At 64.9% G+C, this 17,795-nt stretch carries 16 protein-coding genes and 1 pseudogene; 15 read left to right on the forward strand and 2 right to left on the reverse strand.

From position 1 onward, the window contains the following. Window position 1: 1 nt before the first annotated feature. Window positions 2-925, reverse strand: a complete 924-nt coding sequence (gene paaX / locus DJ563_RS06635; RefSeq protein ID WP_434519095.1) for a phenylacetic acid degradation operon negative regulatory protein PaaX — start codon at window positions 923-925, stop codon at window positions 2-4. A 77-nt stretch (window positions 926-1,002) separates the two neighbouring features. Then, window positions 1,003-1,602 (reverse strand): phenylacetic acid degradation protein PaaY, encoded by a 600-nt coding sequence (gene paaY, locus DJ563_RS06640; protein WP_434519096.1) that lies wholly within the window; start codon window positions 1,600-1,602, stop codon window positions 1,003-1,005. A 346-nt stretch (window positions 1,603-1,948) separates the two neighbouring features. Here paaY and paaF point away from each other — a divergent pair, with 346 nt between their 5' ends. The 15 genes and pseudogenes from paaF to paaZ all read left to right on the forward strand — a co-directional run bounded on the left by paaF (window position 1,949) and on the right by paaZ (window position 17,619). Continuing rightward, complete coding sequence (gene paaF / locus DJ563_RS06645) at window positions 1,949-2,722, forward strand: 2,3-dehydroadipyl-CoA hydratase PaaF (RefSeq protein ID WP_274100412.1); 774 nt, start codon at window positions 1,949-1,951, stop codon at window positions 2,720-2,722. 36 nt (window positions 2,723-2,758) lie between these two features. Then, entirely contained in the window at window positions 2,759-3,550 is a 792-nt protein-coding gene (gene paaG / locus DJ563_RS06650) for a 2-(1,2-epoxy-1,2-dihydrophenyl)acetyl-CoA isomerase PaaG (RefSeq protein WP_274100413.1), read from the forward strand. A gap of 1 nt (window position 3,551) precedes the next feature. Then, window positions 3,552-5,069 (forward strand): 3-hydroxyacyl-CoA dehydrogenase PaaH, encoded by a 1,518-nt coding sequence (paaH, locus tag DJ563_RS06655; protein WP_434519097.1) that lies wholly within the window; start codon window positions 3,552-3,554, stop codon window positions 5,067-5,069. Then, on the forward strand, window positions 5,062-5,517 hold the full coding sequence (paaI, locus tag DJ563_RS06660) for a hydroxyphenylacetyl-CoA thioesterase PaaI (RefSeq protein ID WP_033697902.1): 456 nt from the start codon (window positions 5,062-5,064) through the stop codon (window positions 5,515-5,517). Before paaH ends, paaI begins: the two co-directional genes overlap by 8 nt. After that, entirely contained in the window at window positions 5,510-6,730 is a 1,221-nt protein-coding gene (gene pcaF / locus DJ563_RS06665; protein ID WP_434519098.1) for a 3-oxoadipyl-CoA thiolase, read from the forward strand. Before paaI ends, pcaF begins: the two co-directional genes overlap by 8 nt. Window positions 6,731-6,836: 106 nt before the next feature. Continuing rightward, window positions 6,837-8,156 carry a phenylacetate--CoA ligase PaaK gene (gene paaK / locus DJ563_RS06670; protein WP_033697904.1) on the forward strand — a complete coding sequence of 440 codons (1,320 nt, stop codon included), beginning with the start codon at window positions 6,837-6,839 and terminating at the stop codon, window positions 8,154-8,156. Between the two features lie 494 nt (window positions 8,157-8,650). Then, window positions 8,651-9,640, forward strand: coding sequence for a 1,2-phenylacetyl-CoA epoxidase subunit PaaA (gene paaA, locus DJ563_RS06675; protein WP_033697905.1), 990 nt, complete (start codon window positions 8,651-8,653; stop codon window positions 9,638-9,640). 25 nt (window positions 9,641-9,665) lie between these two features. Continuing rightward, entirely contained in the window at window positions 9,666-9,947 is a 282-nt protein-coding gene (gene paaB / locus DJ563_RS06680) for a 1,2-phenylacetyl-CoA epoxidase subunit PaaB (RefSeq protein WP_004374528.1), read from the forward strand. Between the two features lie 8 nt (window positions 9,948-9,955). Next, window positions 9,956-10,714 carry a 1,2-phenylacetyl-CoA epoxidase subunit PaaC gene (gene paaC / locus DJ563_RS06685; protein ID WP_274100575.1) on the forward strand — a complete coding sequence of 253 codons (759 nt, stop codon included), beginning with the start codon at window positions 9,956-9,958 and terminating at the stop codon, window positions 10,712-10,714. Continuing rightward, window positions 10,701-11,234, forward strand: a complete 534-nt coding sequence (paaD, locus tag DJ563_RS06690; RefSeq protein ID WP_033697907.1) for a 1,2-phenylacetyl-CoA epoxidase subunit PaaD — start codon at window positions 10,701-10,703, stop codon at window positions 11,232-11,234. The genes paaC and paaD overlap by 14 nt, the downstream gene beginning before the upstream one ends. A gap of 14 nt (window positions 11,235-11,248) precedes the next feature. Continuing rightward, window positions 11,249-12,325 (forward strand): 1,2-phenylacetyl-CoA epoxidase subunit PaaE, encoded by a 1,077-nt coding sequence (gene paaE / locus DJ563_RS06695; protein WP_274100576.1) that lies wholly within the window; start codon window positions 11,249-11,251, stop codon window positions 12,323-12,325. Window positions 12,326-12,407: 82 nt separating this feature from the next. Next, a complete protein-coding gene (locus DJ563_RS06700) occupies window positions 12,408-12,716 on the forward strand; it encodes a DUF485 domain-containing protein (protein ID WP_012314487.1) in 309 nt (102 codons plus the stop codon). After that, a pseudogene (locus tag DJ563_RS06705) lies at window positions 12,707-14,275 on the forward strand (cation acetate symporter); the annotation flags it as partial. The gene DJ563_RS06700 and the pseudogene DJ563_RS06705, both read left to right, overlap by 10 nt. Window positions 14,276-14,307: 32 nt before the next feature. Next, the gene (locus DJ563_RS06710; protein ID WP_434519099.1) at window positions 14,308-15,540 is read left to right on the forward strand and encodes an OprD family porin; all 1,233 of its coding nucleotides are present in this window, start codon (window positions 14,308-14,310) and stop codon (window positions 15,538-15,540) included. A 24-nt stretch (window positions 15,541-15,564) separates the two neighbouring features. Then, on the forward strand, window positions 15,565-17,619 hold the full coding sequence (gene paaZ, locus DJ563_RS06715) for a phenylacetic acid degradation bifunctional protein PaaZ (RefSeq protein ID WP_434519100.1): 2,055 nt from the start codon (window positions 15,565-15,567) through the stop codon (window positions 17,617-17,619). The last annotated feature ends 176 nt before the right edge of the window (window positions 17,620-17,795 follow it).

A 17,795-nucleotide genomic window follows, 5' to 3' on the forward strand; every position in this document is an offset into this window, starting at 1 on the left:
CTCAGCCCAGCCCACCAAACCGCTTGTAGAAGCTCTCGTTAACATCCGGCAACGGCCCATCTGCCGTCTCCAGTGCGCTACCCAGCCACTCTTCCGCCTTGCCCCATACCAGCCGATAGAGGTTACGGCACAACTGGCGAGCAGCCCTGCCTTCCCAGTCCCCAGGCAGCAGCTCATCCGGCAACTGCGGGTCACGCAGCAGCAGCCGGCGGTACTCATGAATCAACAAGGTGCGCGCCAGGAAGCAGTCCTGGGCATCGAGTTCCTTCTGCTCCTTGAGCGCCTGCCACAGCGGCCGGAACAAGCGGATGAACTCGCTGTAGTGCTCGCCCAGTTCCTCGATCCGCCAGCTTTCCCGCACCTGGGCGCGCATGGCCTTGGAGGCTAGTACTTCCTGGGTGTGGGTTTCGAAGACGATGCTGTCGTCAGTGGCGTCCAGCTCGCGCAAGGTGGTCGCCAGGTCGGCACGATCAGCGCGCGGGCAGCCAAGTACGTTCGGGGCGATGGCACCGTAGCCCTGCCACTCCAGTTCTTCGCGCACGGCCTTGCGCTTGCTGGCCTCCAGCTGCGACAGCAACACCAGCGTCCAGGCGCCGTCCCAGGCTGGGAGGCTCGCGCTGTAAACACGCTTGAAGGCTTTTTCGAAACGGCGCCGGCCCGTGCCGGTGAGGCTGTAATAGCTGCGCCGGCCGACTTTTTCGGCGGTCAGCCAGCCTTCCTTGGTCAGGCGGAAGATCGAGGTGCGGATCAGCCGTTCGTTGATGCCGATCGGCTCCAGCAGGTTGATCAGGCTGCCCAGCCAGACCGTGCCACCATGCGGCTCGATGGCGTCGCCATACAGGGTGATGATCAGCGAGCTCGCGCGGATCGGCGTCTGCTCCTGGAAGCGGGTGATCAAGGTATTGAGGGGGGCAAGGCTGCTCATGAGGGAACTGTAAGCCGATGGAGCCCCGACTATACCTGCCCGCCGTGCCGCCTGGCCATTGCCAGTCACCACCAGGCTCATGCCTGCGCCTCGCCTTTGGGGCGAAAGCCGCAATCACCCATGCGTGGGCGCTGCGCCTCGACTTCGCTCAGGGGCGGGCATTCGACCAGGGCGGCACTGCAGCGCTGGGCCAGGCGCTGGTATTCGGCTGTGCCGCGTTGCTTCCAGGCCACTTCCTGGTCGCTGAGGGTGCGCTTGGCCTGTGCCGGCGCGCCCATTACCAGGCTCTGCTCGGGGCATTCGAAGCCGGCCTTGACGAAGGCCGTGGCGCCGACGATGCAGCGTGGCGCGATGTGTGCGCCGTCCATGATCACCGCATTCATGCCCACCAAGGCATCGGCGCCTATCCGGCAGCCGTGCAAAACCGCGCCGTGGCCGACATGGCCATTGCGCTCGATCACCGTATCGCCGCCCGGGAAGCCGTGCATCACGCAGGTGTCCTGCAGGTTGGCACCCTCCTCCAGCACGATGCGGCCAAAGTCGCCGCGCAACGACGCCAGGGGGCCGACGTAACACTGCGGGCCAATGATCACATCGCCGATCAGCACGGCGGTCGGGTGTACGTACGCCGTTGGGTGGATCACGGGGGTCAGGCCGTCCAGCCGATAGCAAGGCATGTCACACCTCTCAAAATGATTCAGTTAGTGGGGTGATCATGTATCACGATAAATGTAACCGTCAATTGCTGATTCTTTGTATCGCTTTACGATGCACATCGCTCAGCCCATAAAACCTGACTTAAACGCCGTATTTACTGGGATTTCAGAGCACAAGCCGGGCCTGGCCGGAAGCCAAACCTCGCAGCAAGGGACACGTAATACAATCTTTGCTATTGCTGTTATGTATCAGATAAGGCATATACTGGACCTCACCCGGGCAGGCCTCAGTGTTTTCCCCTGCCCCTGCAGACAATTCCAATAAATGCCGGCCCACGTGCCGTGCGTGCAGCCTGAGGAAACCGACATGCCTCGCTATCTCGTTTTGCAGGCGCCTGAGGACGGCGTCCGCCTGATCACCCTGCAGCGGCCCGAAGCCCTCAACGCGCTGTGTACCGAACTGCTCGCCGAGCTTGCGGCCGAGCTGGAAAGTGCCGAGCGCGACCCGGCAACCCGCGCCGTAGTGCTCACCGGCAGCCGCAAGGCCTTCGCTGCCGGTGCCGACATCCGCGAAATGGCCGAGCGCGACCTGGTCGGCATCCTCAATGACCCGCGTGTCGGCCATTGGCAGCGCATCGCAGGCTTTGCCAAACCGCTGATTGCAGCGGTCAATGGCTACGCCCTGGGCGGTGGCTGCGAGCTGGTGATGTGCGCCGATATCGTCATCGCCGGCGAAGACGCACGCTTCGGCCAGCCCGAAATCAACCTCGGCATCATCCCCGGTGCGGGCGGCACACAACGCCTGTTGCGCGCGGTCGGCAAGCCGCTGGCCATGCAGATGGTTCTGACCGGCGAGCCGATCACCGCCCGGCAGGCCCAGCAGGCCGGCCTGGTCAGCGAGCTGACGCAGCCCGAGCTTGCCGTCGAGCGCGCCCTGCAAGTGGCGGCCAGCATCGCCCGCAAGGCACCGCTGGCCGTGCGCCTGGCCAAAGAAGCCCTGCTCAAGGCCGGGGACACCGACCTGGCCACCGGCCTGCGCTTCGAACGCCACGCGTTCACCCTGCTGGCCGGTACCGCCGACCGCGACGAAGGCATCCGCGCCTTCCAGGAAAAACGCCCGGCGCACTACCTGGGCCAGTAACCCCTCTTCCCCACCGACTGACGGAGCGAGCCTGTCATGGCTTTCGAGCACATCCTGTTTTCCATCGAGGACGGTGTCGCCCTCCTCTCGCTGAACCGGCCTGACCAGCTGAACAGCTTCAACACGCAGATGCACAAGGAAGTGCGCGAGGCGCTCAAGCAGGTGCGCCAAGACCCGCAGGTGCGCGTGTTGCTGCTGACCGGCGAAGGGCGTGGCTTTTGCGCCGGGCAAGACTTGTCTGACCGCAACGTCGCGCCTGGCGCGCAAGTGCCCGACCTGGGCGAGTCGATCGAGGCGTTCTACAACCCGCTGGTGCGCGCCCTGCGCGACCTGCCGATGCCGGTCATCTGCGCGGTCAACGGCGTGGCAGCCGGTGCGGGCGCAAACATTCCACTGGCCTGCGACCTGGTGCTTGCGGCGCGCTCGGCCAGCTTTATCCAGGCGTTCTGCAAGATCGGCCTGGTGCCGGACTCTGGCGGTACCTGGCAACTGCCACGTTTGGTCGGCATGGCTCGGGCCAAAGCGCTGGCCATGCTCGGCGATCGCCTGAGTGCGGAGAAGGCCGAGCAATGGGGCCTGATCTACCAGGTGGTCGACGACGCCGCACTGCGTGACGAGGCGCTGGCCCTCGCCCGCCAGCTGGCGACCCAGCCGACTTACGGGCTGGCCCTGATCAAGCGTGCGCTTAACGCCAGTTACGACAATCACTTTGACCAGCAGCTCGAACTTGAGCGTGACCTGCAGCGCCTGGCCGGGCGCAGCGAGGACTACCGCGAAGGCGTCGCGGCGTTCATGGCCAAGCGCGCACCGGCCTTCAAGGGGTGCTGACATGAGTGCACTTGACAGTAACGCCCAGGTCGCGGTGATCGGCGCCGGTGCGATGGGGGCCGGCATCGCCCAGGTGGCCGCGCAGGCGGGGCATCCGGTTTGCCTGTATGACAATCGCCCAGGCGCTGCGGCCCTGGCCGTGCAAGGCATCGACCGCCAGCTCGGCCGCCTGGTCGATAAAGGCAAGCTCGACGCTGCCGCACGCCAGGCGATCAGCGCGCGCCTGCAGCCCGTGGAAACACTCGAAGCACTGGCCGATGCGCAACTGGTAATCGAAGCGATCGTCGAAAACCTGCAGGTCAAACAGGCACTCCTGCAGCAGCTCGAAGCCCTGTGCAGCGACAGCTGCATATTGGCCAGCAACACCTCATCGCTGTCGATCACCAGCATGGCCGCCGGCCTGCGGCGGCCCGAACGGGTAATCGGCATGCACTTTTTCAACCCTGCGCCGTTGATGGCGTTGGTCGAGGTCGTTTCAGGCCTGGCCACCGCCCCCGCCTTGGCCGCCACGCTGTACGACACGGCCACGGCCTGGGGCAAGCAGCCGGTGCATGCGCGTTCGACGCCGGGCTTCATTGTCAACCGGGTGGCGCGGCCGTTTTATGCCGAGAGCCTGCGCCTGTACCAGGAAGGCGCCGCCGATTGCGCGAGCCTCGATGCGCTGATGCGTGACGCCGGTGGTTTTCGCATGGGCGCTTTCGAGCTGACCGACCTGATCGGTCACGATGTCAATTACGCCGTCACCTGCTCTGTGTTCGATGCCTTTTATGGTGACTTCCGCTTCCAGCCCTCGCTGGTGCAGAAAGAGCTGGTGGATGCCGGCCGTCTTGGGCGCAAGAGTGGCCAGGGTTTCTACGATTACAGCGAAGGTGCGCTGCGGCCGCAGCCCGCCGAGGTGCAAAGCGCGGCGCGTGTCGAGTGCTGCGTGGTCGAAGGCAGCCTGGGCGTGATGCAGCCCTTGCTGCAGCGCATCCAGGCCAGCGGCGTCCAGGTCACCGAGCGCCCGGGCAGTGGCCTGTTGCGGGTGGGTGACGCCACCTTGGCGTTGTCTGACGGTCGCCTGGCCAGCCAACGCGCGCGCGAAGATGGGCTGCGCAACCTGGTGCTGGTGGACCTCGCGCTGGACTACAACAAGGCCGAACGGATTGCCATCAGCACTTGCCCCGACACTACCCGCGAGGCGCGCGAACACGCCGTGGCGTTACTGCGCCAGGCGGGCCTGAAGGTTTGCCTGGTTGCCGACCTGCCGGCCCTGGTGGTGTTGCGCACCGTCGCCACGCTCGCCAACGAAGCTGCCGATGCCGTGCTGCAAGGCGTCGGCTCGGCAGCCGACATCGACCTGGCCATGCGCGCCGGGGTCAATTATCCGCGCGGGCCGTTGGCCTGGGCCGAGCAGATCGGCATCGGCTACACCCTGCGCGTGCTGGACAACCTGCAGCGCTGCTACGGCGAGACCCGCTACCGCCCTTCGCTGCTGCTGCGCCGCGTGCATGCCCAAGGAGGCCGACTGCATGACTGAAGCCCAACGTACCCCCGAGCAACTGGCACGCGCCTGCGCCGATGCAATGTTTTCCCGCGACCGCGCCACCCAGGCCCTGGGCGCACGGCTGCTGGACGTCGGCCCCGGCCAGGCCCGCCTGAGCATGCCGGTGCGCGCCGACATGATTCAGGGCCACGGCAGCTGCCATGGTGGTTTCTTGTTCAGCCTGGCGGACTCGGCGTTTGCCTTCGCCTGCAACAGCTACGACGAAGCCACCGTGGCCCTGGGCTGCAGCATCGACTACGTGGCGCCGGCGTTCGAGCATGACGTGCTCACCGCTACTGCCAGCGAACTCACCCGCAAGGGCCGCACCGGCCTGTATGACGTGCGCCTGGAAAACCAGCGCGGCGAACTGATTGCCCTGTTCCACGGAAAATCCTACAAAGTGCGCGGCACGGTGTTGCCGCAGGAGACCCAGGATGACTGACCAGACCTTCGACCAGGCGTTGATCATCGACGCCGTGCGCACGCCCATCGGCCGTTACGGCGGCGCGTTAAGCAGCGTGCGCGCCGACGACCTCGCGGCCGTGCCGATCAGGGCGCTGATGGCCCGCCACCCCGAACTCGACTGGCGCGCCATTGATGACGTGATCCTCGGCTGCGCCAACCAGGCGGGCGAAGACAACCGTAACGTGGCACGCATGGCTAGCCTGCTGGCCGGCCTGCCCGATGCCGTGCCGGGCACCACCCTCAATCGCCTGTGCGGTTCCGGGCTGGATGCCGTCGGCAGCGCCGCCCGCGCCCTGCGCTGCGGCGAGGCCGGGCTGATGCTGGCCGGTGGCGTCGAGTCGATGTCGCGGGCGCCCTTCGTCATGGGCAAGTCAGAGCAGGCCTTCGGCCGCAGCGCCGAGCTGTTCGACACCACCATCGGCTGGCGTTTCGTCAATAAACTGATGCAGGCGCAGTACGGCATCGACTCGATGCCCGAGACCGCCGAGAATGTCGCCGCGCAGTTCGCTATTTCGCGCGAAGACCAGGACGCCTTCGCCTTGCGCAGCCAGCACAAGGCGGCGGCCGCCCAGGCCCGGGGCCGGCTGGCACGGGAGATCGTGCCGGTCGAGATCGCCCAGCGCAAAGGCCCGGCCAAGCGTGTCGAGCATGATGAGCACCCGCGCGCCGACACCACCCTGGACCAGTTGTCCAGGCTCGGCACGCCGTTCCGTGAAGGCGGCAGCGTGACAGCAGGCAACGCTTCGGGCGTCAACGACGGTGCTTGCGCCTTGCTGCTGGCCAGCACTGATGCGGCCCGCCGCCATGGCCTGAAGCCGCGCGGCCGGGTCCTCGGCATGGCCGCCGCTGGGGTCGAACCGCGCATCATGGGCATCGGCCCGGTCCCGGCGACCCGCAAGGTACTCGCGCAAGCCGGCCTGAGCCTGGCCGACATGGACGTCATCGAGTTGAACGAGGCATTTGCGGCCCAAGGCCTGGCGGTGCTGCGCGAGCTGGGCCTGGCTGACGACGACAAGCGCGTCAACCCCAATGGCGGCGCTATCGCCCTGGGGCATCCGCTGGGCATGAGCGGCGCACGGCTGGTGACCACCGCCCTGCACGAGTTGGAAGAATGCGGCGGCCGCTACGCCTTGTGCACCATGTGCATCGGCGTTGGCCAAGGCATTGCCCTGGTCATCGAGCGCCTCTGAGCACATCAGACCAATGGCCTGAGACTGAACACGACACGGGCAGTATGCTGCCCGCATGACACTCAAGGCCTTAGCGCCTACGTACAAGAACAATTCGAGTGAAGCCATGAACATGTACCACGATGCCGAACGCGCCCTGCTTGACCCAATCGAGACCGCCAGTGTCGACGAGCTGCGCCAGCACCAGCTGGACCGCCTGCGCTGGAGCCTGAAGCACGCCTACGACAATGTACCGCTGTACCGCCAGCGTTTCGACGAGTGCGGTGCCCACCCTGACGACCTTACCGCGCTGGAAGACCTCGCCAGGTTTCCCTTTACCGGCAAGAACGACCTGCGCGACAACTACCCCTATGGCATGTTCGCCGTGCCCCAGGAAGAGGTGGTGCGCCTGCACGCCTCCAGCGGCACCACGGGCAAGCCGACCGTGGTCGGTTATACCCAGAACGACATCAATACCTGGGCCAACGTGGTCGCCCGTTCGATCCGCGCGGCCGGCGGCCGCAAGGGCGACAAGGTGCACGTGTCCTATGGCTATGGCCTGTTCACCGGCGGCCTGGGCGCGCACTACGGTGCCGAACGGCTGGGTTGCACGGTGATCCCCATGTCGGGCGGCCAGACCGAGAAGCAGGTGCAACTGATCCGCGACTTCCAGCCTGACATCATCATGGTCACGCCCTCGTACATGCTCAATCTGGCTGACGAGATCGAACGCCAGGGCATCGACCCGCACGACCTCAAGCTGCGCCTGGGGATCTTCGGCGCCGAGCCGTGGACCGACGAGTTGCGCCGCTCGATCGAGCAGCGCCTGGGCATCAATGCCCTGGATATCTATGGCCTGTCGGAGATCATGGGGCCAGGGGTGGCCATGGAATGCCTGGAAACCAAGGACGGGCCGACCATCTGGGAAGACCACTTCTACCCCGAGATCATCGACCCGGTCAGCGGTGAGGTGTTGCCGGACGGGCAGCTGGGCGAACTGGTGTTCACCTCGTTGAGCAAAGAAGCGCTGCCAATGATCCGCTACCGCACCCGCGACCTGACACGCCTGTTGCCGGGTACGGCGCGGCCGATGCGGCGGATCGGCAAGATCACCGGGCGCAGTGACGACATGCTGATCATCCGCGGGGTCAACGTGTTCCCCACGCAGATCGAAGAGCAGGTGCTTAAAATAAAACAGCTTTCAGAGCTGTATGAGATACACCTGTATCGCAATGGCAACCTGGACAGTGTCGAGGTGCATGTGGAGCTGCGTGGCGAATGCCAGGTACTCGACGAGGCGCAGCGCAAATGGGTGGTGGCTGAGTTGAGCAAGCAGATCAAGACCTACATCGGCATCAGCACCCAAGTGCGGCTGCAGCCTTGCGGCACGCTCAAGCGCTCCGAAGGCAAGGCGTGCCACGTTTACGACAAGCGCTTGGCTGGCTGATCGTTCAGCGCTGAATCCTTTTTCCCCGGGGCCACCAGGTGCTTGGCTTGGCATTTTCAGCGCCCATCAGATCGAGCGCCGCCCGCGCGGCGCATCGCGAGCGAAGCTCGCTCCTACATTTGTTTCGGGCCAGTTATTCCTGAGGGATTGGCGCGCGGCCCCTTGGTGCCTGTCCCGATATCGCGTCGGACAAACAAGGCGGTCGCGCGCGCTGGCACAGGCGTGACTGGCCCGAAACAAATGTAGGAGCGAGCTTCGCTCGCGATGCGCCGCGCGGGCGGCGCTCGATCTCCTCCCCGCCTCCAAACCCAAGACAGGCACCTAGCCGCCATCACCCTATCCCCCGACAAGCACCTAGCAACCGCTCCGGGCGCTTCTTCCCGGCAATCCGATACAAAAATATTATCTGATACTTAATAATCTGTTTGATGTTGTGTTTTGTATCGCTTATAAATGACTCATGCCCCACCCAGCCCTGAGGCAGGAGTCAGAACATGTACGCACAGCTAGTCGAAACCGGTGTAAAACGCGTCAAGTCGCTGGACGAGATGTCGCCTGAAGAGCGCAACTTCCAGGAAAAGATCGACGCCGAGATCAAGATCGAAGCCAAGAACTGGATGCCCGAGGCCTACCGCCAGACCCTGATCCGGCAGATCTCCCAGCACGCCCATTCAGAAATCGTCGGCATGTTGCCCGAAGGCAACTGGGTCACCCGCGCCCCAAGCCTTAAGCGCAAGCTGCAACTGATGGCCAAGATCCAGGACGAAGCCGGTCACGGCCTGTACCTGTACAGCGCCATGGAAACCCTCGGCGCCGACCGCGACGAAGAAATCGCCAAGCTGCACAGCGGCAAGGCCAAGTACTCGAGCATCTTCAACTACCCGACCCTGAGCTGGGCCGACATGGGCGCGGTAGGCTGGCTGGTCGATGGCGCCGCGATCGTCAACCAGGTGGTGCTGCAGCGCACCTCCTACGGCCCCTACTCCCGCGCCATGATCCGTATCTGCAAGGAAGAGAGCTTCCACCAGCGCCAGGGCTACGAGCTGCTGCTGACCATGATGCGCCACGGCACCCAGGCGCAGAAGGACATGGTCCAGGACGCCATCAACCGCCTGTGGTGGCCGTCGCTGATGATGTTCGGCCCAAGCGACGAGCACTCCCCCAACAGCGCCCAGTCGATGGCCTGGAAGATCAAGCGCCAGACCAACGACGAACTGCGCCAGCGCTTCATCGACCAGACCGTGCCACAGCTCGAACTGCTCGGCTGCACCGCGCCCGACCCGCACCTGAAGTGGAACGAGGCCCGCGGCCACTACGACTTCGGCGAAATTCAGTGGGACGAGTTCTACGAAGTCATCAAGGGCAACGGCCCGTGCAACCTGGAGCGTGTCGCCACCCGGCGCAAGGCCATCGAGGACGGTGCCTGGGTACGCGAGGCCGCCGTGGCCTATGCGCGCAAGCAACAGAACAAGAACGCCGCCTGAGCGGCGATTGATGCGGAGATCGAAAATGTCTGTCTGGACCCTCTACGAAGTGTTCGTGCGCAGCAAGCACGGCTTGAACCACAAGCATGTCGGCAGCGTGCATGCCGCCGACGCCGCCATGGCCATCGAGAATGCCCGTGAGCTGTACACCCGCCGCAGCGAAGGCGTGAGCCTGTGGGTGGTGCCTTCGGCGCTGATCACCGCCTCCTCGCCTGACGAGAAAGACCCGTTGTTCGCCCCTTCGGACGACAAGGTCTACCGCCACGCCAGCTTTTACGAACTGCCCGACGAAGTCGGACACATGTGAGGTTGGCCATGCATACAGAAACGCTTATCCCGTATTTGCTGCTGCTGGGCGACAGCGCCCTGGTGCAGGGCCAGCGCCTTTGTGAATGGTGCGGCCATGCGCCGGCCATCGAAGAAGAGCTGGCCTTGATGAACGTCGGCCTCGACCTGGTCGGCCAGGCCCGCAACTGGCTGGAGTACGCCGCCGAGCTGCTCGATGACGGCCGTGATGCCGATGCCCTTGCCATGCGTCGCGACGAACGCGCCTACCGCAACCTGCTGCTGGTCGAGCAACCCAATGGCGACTTTGCCGTGACCATGACCAAGCAGTTCTTCTATGACGCCTGGCATTACGCGGTGCTGCAGGGCCTGGCCGCGTCCAGCGACGAACGTATCGCCGGCATTGCTGCCAAGGCGCTCAAGGAGGTCACCTACCACCTGCGTCGCTCCGGCGAATGGGTGCAGCGACTGGGCGGCGGCACTGACGAAAGCCGTCGGCGCATGCTCGATGCGATCCCGGCGCTGTGGCGCTTCACCGTCGAACTGGCGGCAGGCAGCGAAAACGAAGTACGCCTGGCCGAGGCTGGCATTGCTGCCGACCCGCGCAGCGTCGGTGCTGCCTGGCTCAAGCAGGTGACAGCGATTTTCGACTCGGTGCAACTGCCGCTGCCCAAGGCGGCCAGCCATTTCTACCTGGACAGCCGCAAAGGCCTGCACACCGAGCACCTGGGGCTGTTGCTGGCCGAAATGCAGTTCCTGCCACGGGCCTACCCCGATGCAACCTGGTGAGCTGATTGCCAGCGACCTCGGCGCCCGTGCGGCCCGCGGCGATGACCTGGCCCGGGCCTGGGAAGTTCTGGAGCAGGTCATGGACCCGGAAGTGCCGGTAGTCAGCGTGGTCGACCTGGGCATCGTCCGCGACCTCGACTGGCGCGCCGGCCACCTGCACCTGGTAGTCACGCCGACCTACTCCGGTTGCCCGGCGACCGAGGTGATCGAGGCCGACATCCGTGACGCGCTGCAACAGGCCGGTTTTGCTGCCCCTGCGCTGGAGCGGCGGCTGACCCCGGCCTGGAGCACCGACTGGATCAGCGAGCTGGGCCGCCAACGCTTGCGCGCCTACGGCATCGCACCGCCCGAGGGCAGCACCAGCAAGCGCAGTTTGCTCGGTGAAGCGCCCCAGGTGTGCTGCCCGCAGTGCGCCAGCCCCCACACCGAACTGCTCAGCCAGTTCGGCTCCACGGCCTGCAAGGCGCTGTACCGCTGCCGCGAGTGCCTGGAGCCGTTCGACTATTTCAAATGCATTTGAGCCGTGGAGAACACATGAGCCAGTTTCACAGCCTGACCATCAAGCAAGTGCGTAACGAGACCCGCGACGCGGTGTCCATCGCCTTCGACGTGCCCGAGCACTTGCAGGCGCAATTCAGCTTCACCCAGGGCCAGTACCTGGTCATGCGTACCCGGTTGGACAACGAGGAAGTACGCCGCTCCTATTCCATCTGCAGCGCGGTACAGGATGGCGAGCTGCGGGTAGCCGTCAAGCGCGTGCCGGGCGGGCGTTTCTCCGCCTTTGCCAATGACGTGCTCAAGGCTGGCCAGCAACTGGAGGTGATGCCGCCGTCTGGCAGCTTCCATGTACCGCTGGACCCTGCCCGCCACGGCCACTATCTGGGCGTGGCCGCAGGCAGCGGCATCACGCCGATCCTGTCGATCATCGCCACCACCCTGGCCAGTGAGCCGCACAGCCGCTTCACCCTGCTGTACGGCAACCGCTCCAGCTCCGGTGCGTTGTTCCGCGACAAGCTCGAAGACCTGAAAAACCGTTACCTGGACCGCCTGAACCTGATTTTCGTGTTCAGCCGCGAGCAGCAGGATGTCGACCTGTACAACGGCCGGATCGATGCCGACAAGTGCGGCCAGTTGTTCGCCCGCTGGCTGGACGTCACCACGCTGGACGCGGCGTTCATCTGCGGCCCCCAGGCGATGACCGAAACCGTGCGCGACAGCCTGCAGGCCAACGGCATGGGCAAGGAGCGCATCCATTTCGAATTGTTTGCCGCCGCTGGCAGCGAAGCACGCCGCGAGGCCCGTGAGGCGGCGCGCCAGGTGGATTCGGCGCTCAGCCATATCACCGTGATCAGCGATGGCCGCGCCCTGTCGTTCGACCTGCCGCGCAACAGCCAGAACGTGCTGGACGCCGGTAATGCCATTGGCGCCGAGCTGCCCTACTCGTGCAAGGCGGGCGTGTGCTCCACCTGCAAGTGCCGGGTGATCGAGGGCGAGGTAGAGATGGACAGCAACCATGCGCTGGAAGACTACGAAGTGGCGGCGGGCTATGTGCTGTCGTGCCAGACCTACCCGGTGAGCGACAAGGTGGTGCTCGACTTCGACCAGTTGTAAACCCGCGCCGCTTTACAACACCGCATGCAACACCCGTGTGACCTCACAAAAAACAACTACAACACCAAGAGATCGCTGACCCATGACCCCCGAACGCATCGCAAGCATCGCCAACCACCCCGACTTCCAGCACCTGGTCCGGCGCAAGCGCCGCCTCAACGGCAGCCTGACCCTGGCCATGCTGGTGATCTACTACGGCTTCGTCCTGCTGGTGGCGTTCTCGCCCAGCACCCTCGGCCAGTCGCTCAGCGGTGGCGTGACCACCGTCGGCATGCTGGTGGGCGTGCTCATGGTGCTGTTGTCGTTCGCCCTCACCGGCATCTACGTGCACCGCGCCAACAACGTGCTCGACCCGCTCAACGACAAGGTCAAGCAGGAGTGCGCGCAATGAACTGGACCGCCATCTCGATGTTCATGGTGTTCGTCTGCTTCACTTTGCTGGTCACCCGCTGGGCCGCATTGCGGACCCGTTCGGCCAGTGACTTCTATACCGCCGGCGGCGGCCTGACCGGCATGCAGAACGGCCTGGCGATCGCCGGCGACATGATCAGCGCCGCGTCGTTCCTGGGCATTTCGGCAATGATGTTCATGAACGGCTACGACGGACTGCTGTACGCCCTGGGCGTGCTCGCCGGCTGGCCGATCATCCTGTTCCTGATTGCCGAGCGCTTGCGCAACCTGGGCAAGTACACCTTTGCCGATGTGGTGTCCTACCGCCTGGCTCAAACCCCCGTGCGCCTGACGTCGGCGTTCGGCACCCTGGTCGTGGCGCTGATGTACCTGGTGGCGCAGATGGTCGGTGCCGGCAAGCTGATCGAGCTGCTGTTCGGTATCAGCTACCTGTATGCGGTGATGCTGGTCGGGGTGCTGATGGTCGCCTACGTGACCTTCGGCGGCATGCTCGCCACCACCTGGGTGCAGATCATCAAGGCGGTGATGTTGCTCAGCGGTACCACGTTCATGGCCTTCATGGTGCTCAAGCACTTTGGCTTCAGCACCGAGGCGATGTTTGCCAGTGCCGTTGCCGTGCACGCCAAGGGCCAGGCAATCATGGCGCCGGGCGGCTTGCTGTCGAACCCGGTGGACGCGATTTCGCTGGGCCTGGGCATGATGTTCGGCACGGCGGGCCTGCCTCATATCCTGATGCGGTTCTTCACCGTCAGCGATGCCAAGGAAGCACGCAAGAGCGTGTTCTACGCCACCGGTTTCATTGGCTACTTCTACCTGCTGCTGATCGTCATCGGCTTCGGCGCCATCGTCATGGTCGGCACCGAGCCGTCTTACCGCGATGCAGCGGGCGCGATCATTGGCGGCGGCAACATGGTCGCGGTGCACCTGGCCCAGGCGGTGGGTGGCAACCTGTTCCTCGGTTTCATTTCTGCCGTGGCCTTCGCCACCATTCTGGCGGTCGTGGCTGGCCTGGCGCTATCCGGTGCGTCGGCAGTGTCCCACGACCTGTATGCCTGTGTGATGCGCAAAGGCCAGGCCACCGAGCAGCAAGAGATGCGGGTTTCGCGTATCGCCACCCTGGTGATCGGCCTGCTGGCAGTGGTGCTCGGGCTGGTGTTCGAGTCGCAGAACATCGCCTTCCTCTCCGGCCTGGTGCTGGCCGTGGCCGCGTCGGTCAACTTCCCGGTGTTGCTGCTTTCGATGTTCTGGAAGGGCCTGACTACCCGCGGCGCGGTGTGCGGCAGCATGGCCGGGCTGTTCTCGGCCGTCGTGCTGGTGGTACTGGGCCCGGCCGTGTGGGTCAACGTGCTGCACAACGAACAGGCACTGTTCCCCTACAGCAACCCGGCGCTGTTCTCGATGAGCCTGGCGTTCCTCGGCGCCTGGGTGTTCTCGGTCACCGACAGTTCGGCGCGGGCCACCGAAGAACGTGGCCGCTACCTGGCGCAGTTCATTCGCTCCATGACCGGTATTGGCGCCGCCGGCGCCAGCAAGCACTGATTTCGAGAACAACCATGTCGGGTACAACAACAATGAACCGCACTCGCTTCTCTTGCCTCACCTGGCTTGCCACGCTCGCCCTGCCCTTGCCGGCCATGGCGGACTTCGTCGGCGACAGCCATGCGCGCCTGGAACTGCGCAACCACTACATCAACCGCGACTTCCGCCAGAGCAATGCGCCGCAGGCCAAGGCCGAGGAATGGGGCCAAGGCTTTACTGCCCGCCTGGAATCGGGCTTCACCGAAGGCCCGATAGGCGTCGGCGTGGATGCCATGGGCCAGTTGGGCCTCAAGCTCGACAGCAGCCGTGACCGCCGCAACACCGGCCTGCTGCCGTTTGGCCCGAACAGCCACGAGCCTGTCGATGATTACAGTGAGTTGGGCCTGACCGGTAAAGTGCGCGTGTCAAAGAGCACCCTGCGCCTGGGCACCTTGCAGCCGATCCTGCCGGTGGTGGTGTACAACGACACCCGCCTGCTGGCTTCGACCTTCCAGGGCGGGCTGCTGACCAGCCAGGAACTCAATGGCCTGACCGTCAACGCCGGACGACTGACCAAGGCCAACCTGCGCGACTCGTCTGGCCGCGACGACATCGGCTACGGCGCCGCCAGCAGCGACCACCTGGACTTCGGCGGTGGCAGCTACGCCATTACCCCGCAGACCAGCCTCAGCTACTACTACGCCAAGCTCGAAGACATCTACCGCCAGCAGTTCGTCGGCCTGGTCGACACCCGCCCGCTGGGCGAAGGCCTGAGCCTGCGCAGCGACCTGCGTTACTTCGACAGCCGCAATGATGGCGCCGAACGCGCCGGCAACATCGACAACCGCAACTTCAACGCCATGTTCACCCTCGGCGTCAGGGCGCACAAGTTCACTGCCACCTGGCAGCAGATGTCCGGCGACAGCGCCTTCCCCTTCGTCAACGGCGGCGACCCGTTCACCGTCAACCTGGTGACCTACAACACCTTCACCCGCGCCGGGCTCGATTCGTGGCAGGTGCGCTATGACTACGATTTCGTCGCCATGGGCATCCCTGGCCTGAGTTTCATGACCCGCTACACCGACGGCCGCCACGCCGAGACCGCGACCGTCAGCAACGGCCGTGAGCGCGAGCGCGACACCGACCTCACCTACGTCATCCAGAGCGGCCCTTTCAAGGACGTCAGCCTGCGCTGGCGCAACGTCACCTTCCGCTCCGGCAATGGCCTGACCAATGCCGTGGACGAGAACCGCCTGATCATCGGCTACACCCTGGCGCTGTGGTAACAGCGCCCTCAAAAGGAGAACAGCATGTCTGACGCCCCAACCCTGCAGAGCTTCATCGCTGGCCGCTGGATCGGCCAGCACGGCGCCCAGGCCCTGCGCAGCGCCTTGAACGGCCATGTCCTGGCCTACAGCCATGAAGAACGCCCAGACTTCGCCGAAGCCGTGGACTTTGCCCGCGCCCGGGGCCTGGCCGCACTGATGGCCATGGACTTCCAGCAGCGCGCAGCCCGCCTCAAGGCCTTGGCGCTATATCTTGCCGAGCACAAAGAGCAGCTCTACGCCCTGTCCCACCACAGTGGCGCCACCCGCGCCGACAGCTGGATCGACATCGAAGGCGGCAATGCCACGCTGTTCGCCTACGCCGGCATCGGCAGCCGCGAACTGCCCTCGGGCAACCTGGTGCACGAAGGCCCGGCGATACCATTGGGCAAGCAAGGCCATTTCGCCGGCAGCCATATCCTGGTGCCGCGTGCTGGCGTCGCCGTGCATATCAATGCGTTCAACTTCCCCATCTGGGGCATGCTGGAGAAGTTCGCGCCCACCTTCCTGGCCGGCATGCCGTGCATTGTCAAACCCGCCACATCCACCAGTTACCTGACCGAAGCCGTGGTGCGCCTGATGCACGCGTCGGGCCTGCTGCCGGCTGGCAGCCTGCAACTGGTGATCGGCAGCACCGGCGACCTGCTCGACCGCCTGCAGGGCCAGGATGTGGTGACCTTCACCGGTTCCGCCGATACCGCAGCCAAATTGCGTGTCACGCCGAACCTGATCCGCAACTCGGTGCCCTTCACCGCCGAGGCGGACTCGCTGAACTGCGCGATCCTCGGCCCGGACGTAACCCCGGACAGCGAAGAGTTCGACCTGTACATCAAGGAGGTGGTGCGTGAAATGACCACCAAGGCCGGGCAGAAATGCACCGCCATCCGCCGCGCCATCGTACCGGCCAAGCACATCGACGCCGTCGCCAGCCGCCTGCGCGAGCGCTTGAGCAAGGTGGTGGTCGGCGACCCTTCGCTGGAGGGCGTGCGCATGGGGGCCTTGGCATCCCATGATCAGCAACGTGACGTTGGCGAGCGGGTCCGCAGCCTGCTGCAGAGCTGCGACCAGTTGTTTGGCGCCAGTGACGGGTTCGCGCCGCGTGGCGAGGGCGTTGCCGAAGGGGCGTTCTTTGCGCCAACCCTGCTTCAGGCGCGCGACCCGCATGCCGAAGGCGGTGCCCACGATATCGAAGCGTTCGGCCCGGTCAGCACGCTGATGGCCTACGACGACCTTGACGAAGCCTTGGCCTTGGCTGCCCGCGGCAAGGGCAGCCTGGTGGCGACCCTGGTCACCGCCGACCGAGCCGTTGCCGCCAAGGCCATCCCAATCGCCGCCGCCTGGCATGGCCGCCTGCTGGTGCTGGACCGCGAAGCCGCGCTGGAGTCCACCGGCCATGGCTCGCCGCTGCCCCAGCTCAAGCACGGCGGCCCTGGGCGCGCCGGTGGTGGCGAAGAGCTCGGTGGCCTGCGTGCGGTCAAGCACTACCTGCAGCGCGCCGCAGTGCAAGGCTCGCCGAGCATGCTCAGCGCCGTGACGGGCGAGTATGTGCGCGGTGCCGAGGTAATCGAAAGCGAAGTGCATCCGTTCCGCCGCTACTTCCAGGACCTGCGTATCGGTGAGTCGTTGCTGACCCACCGGCGTACTGTGACCGAAGCGGACCTGGTCAACTTCGGCTGCTTGTCGGGTGACCACTTCTACATGCACTTCGATGAGATCGCCGCCAAGGAGTCGCAGTTTGGCAAGCGTATCGCCCATGGTTACTTCGTGCTGTCGGCGGCGGCGGGTTTGTTCGTTTCCCCAGGCGCTGGGCCGGTGCTGGCCAACTATGGCCTGGACACCTTGCGTTTCATCAACCCGGTGGGTATTGGCGACACGATTCAGGCGCGCCTGACCTGCAAGCGCAAGATCGACCAAGGCAAGACCAGCCCGCTGGGGCAGCCGCAAGGTGTGGTGGCGTGGGACGTCGAGGTGACCAACCAGTTGGGCGAGCTGGTGGCGAGTTACGACATTCTCACCTTGGTGCTGAAGAAGCCTGATTGAGCGCGGGTCAAGGGTAGCCGCGCTTTACCGTTGGTCAGGGCGTGCGGCTATCGGACTGACCTCCCCCGGCGCTGGTCGCTCTGAGTTCCTGAGGGGTGGTCAATGGCTTCGCCTCTCACTCCTGTATTGGGCCCGCCTGATCGCGGGCCCTTTTTTATCGAAGCAGGCTTCAACCA

Origin of the sequence: Pseudomonas sp. NFX1, from assembly GCF_051123555.1 — a bacterium.
GTDB lineage: Bacteria > Pseudomonadota > Gammaproteobacteria > Pseudomonadales > Pseudomonadaceae > Aquipseudomonas > Aquipseudomonas capeferrum.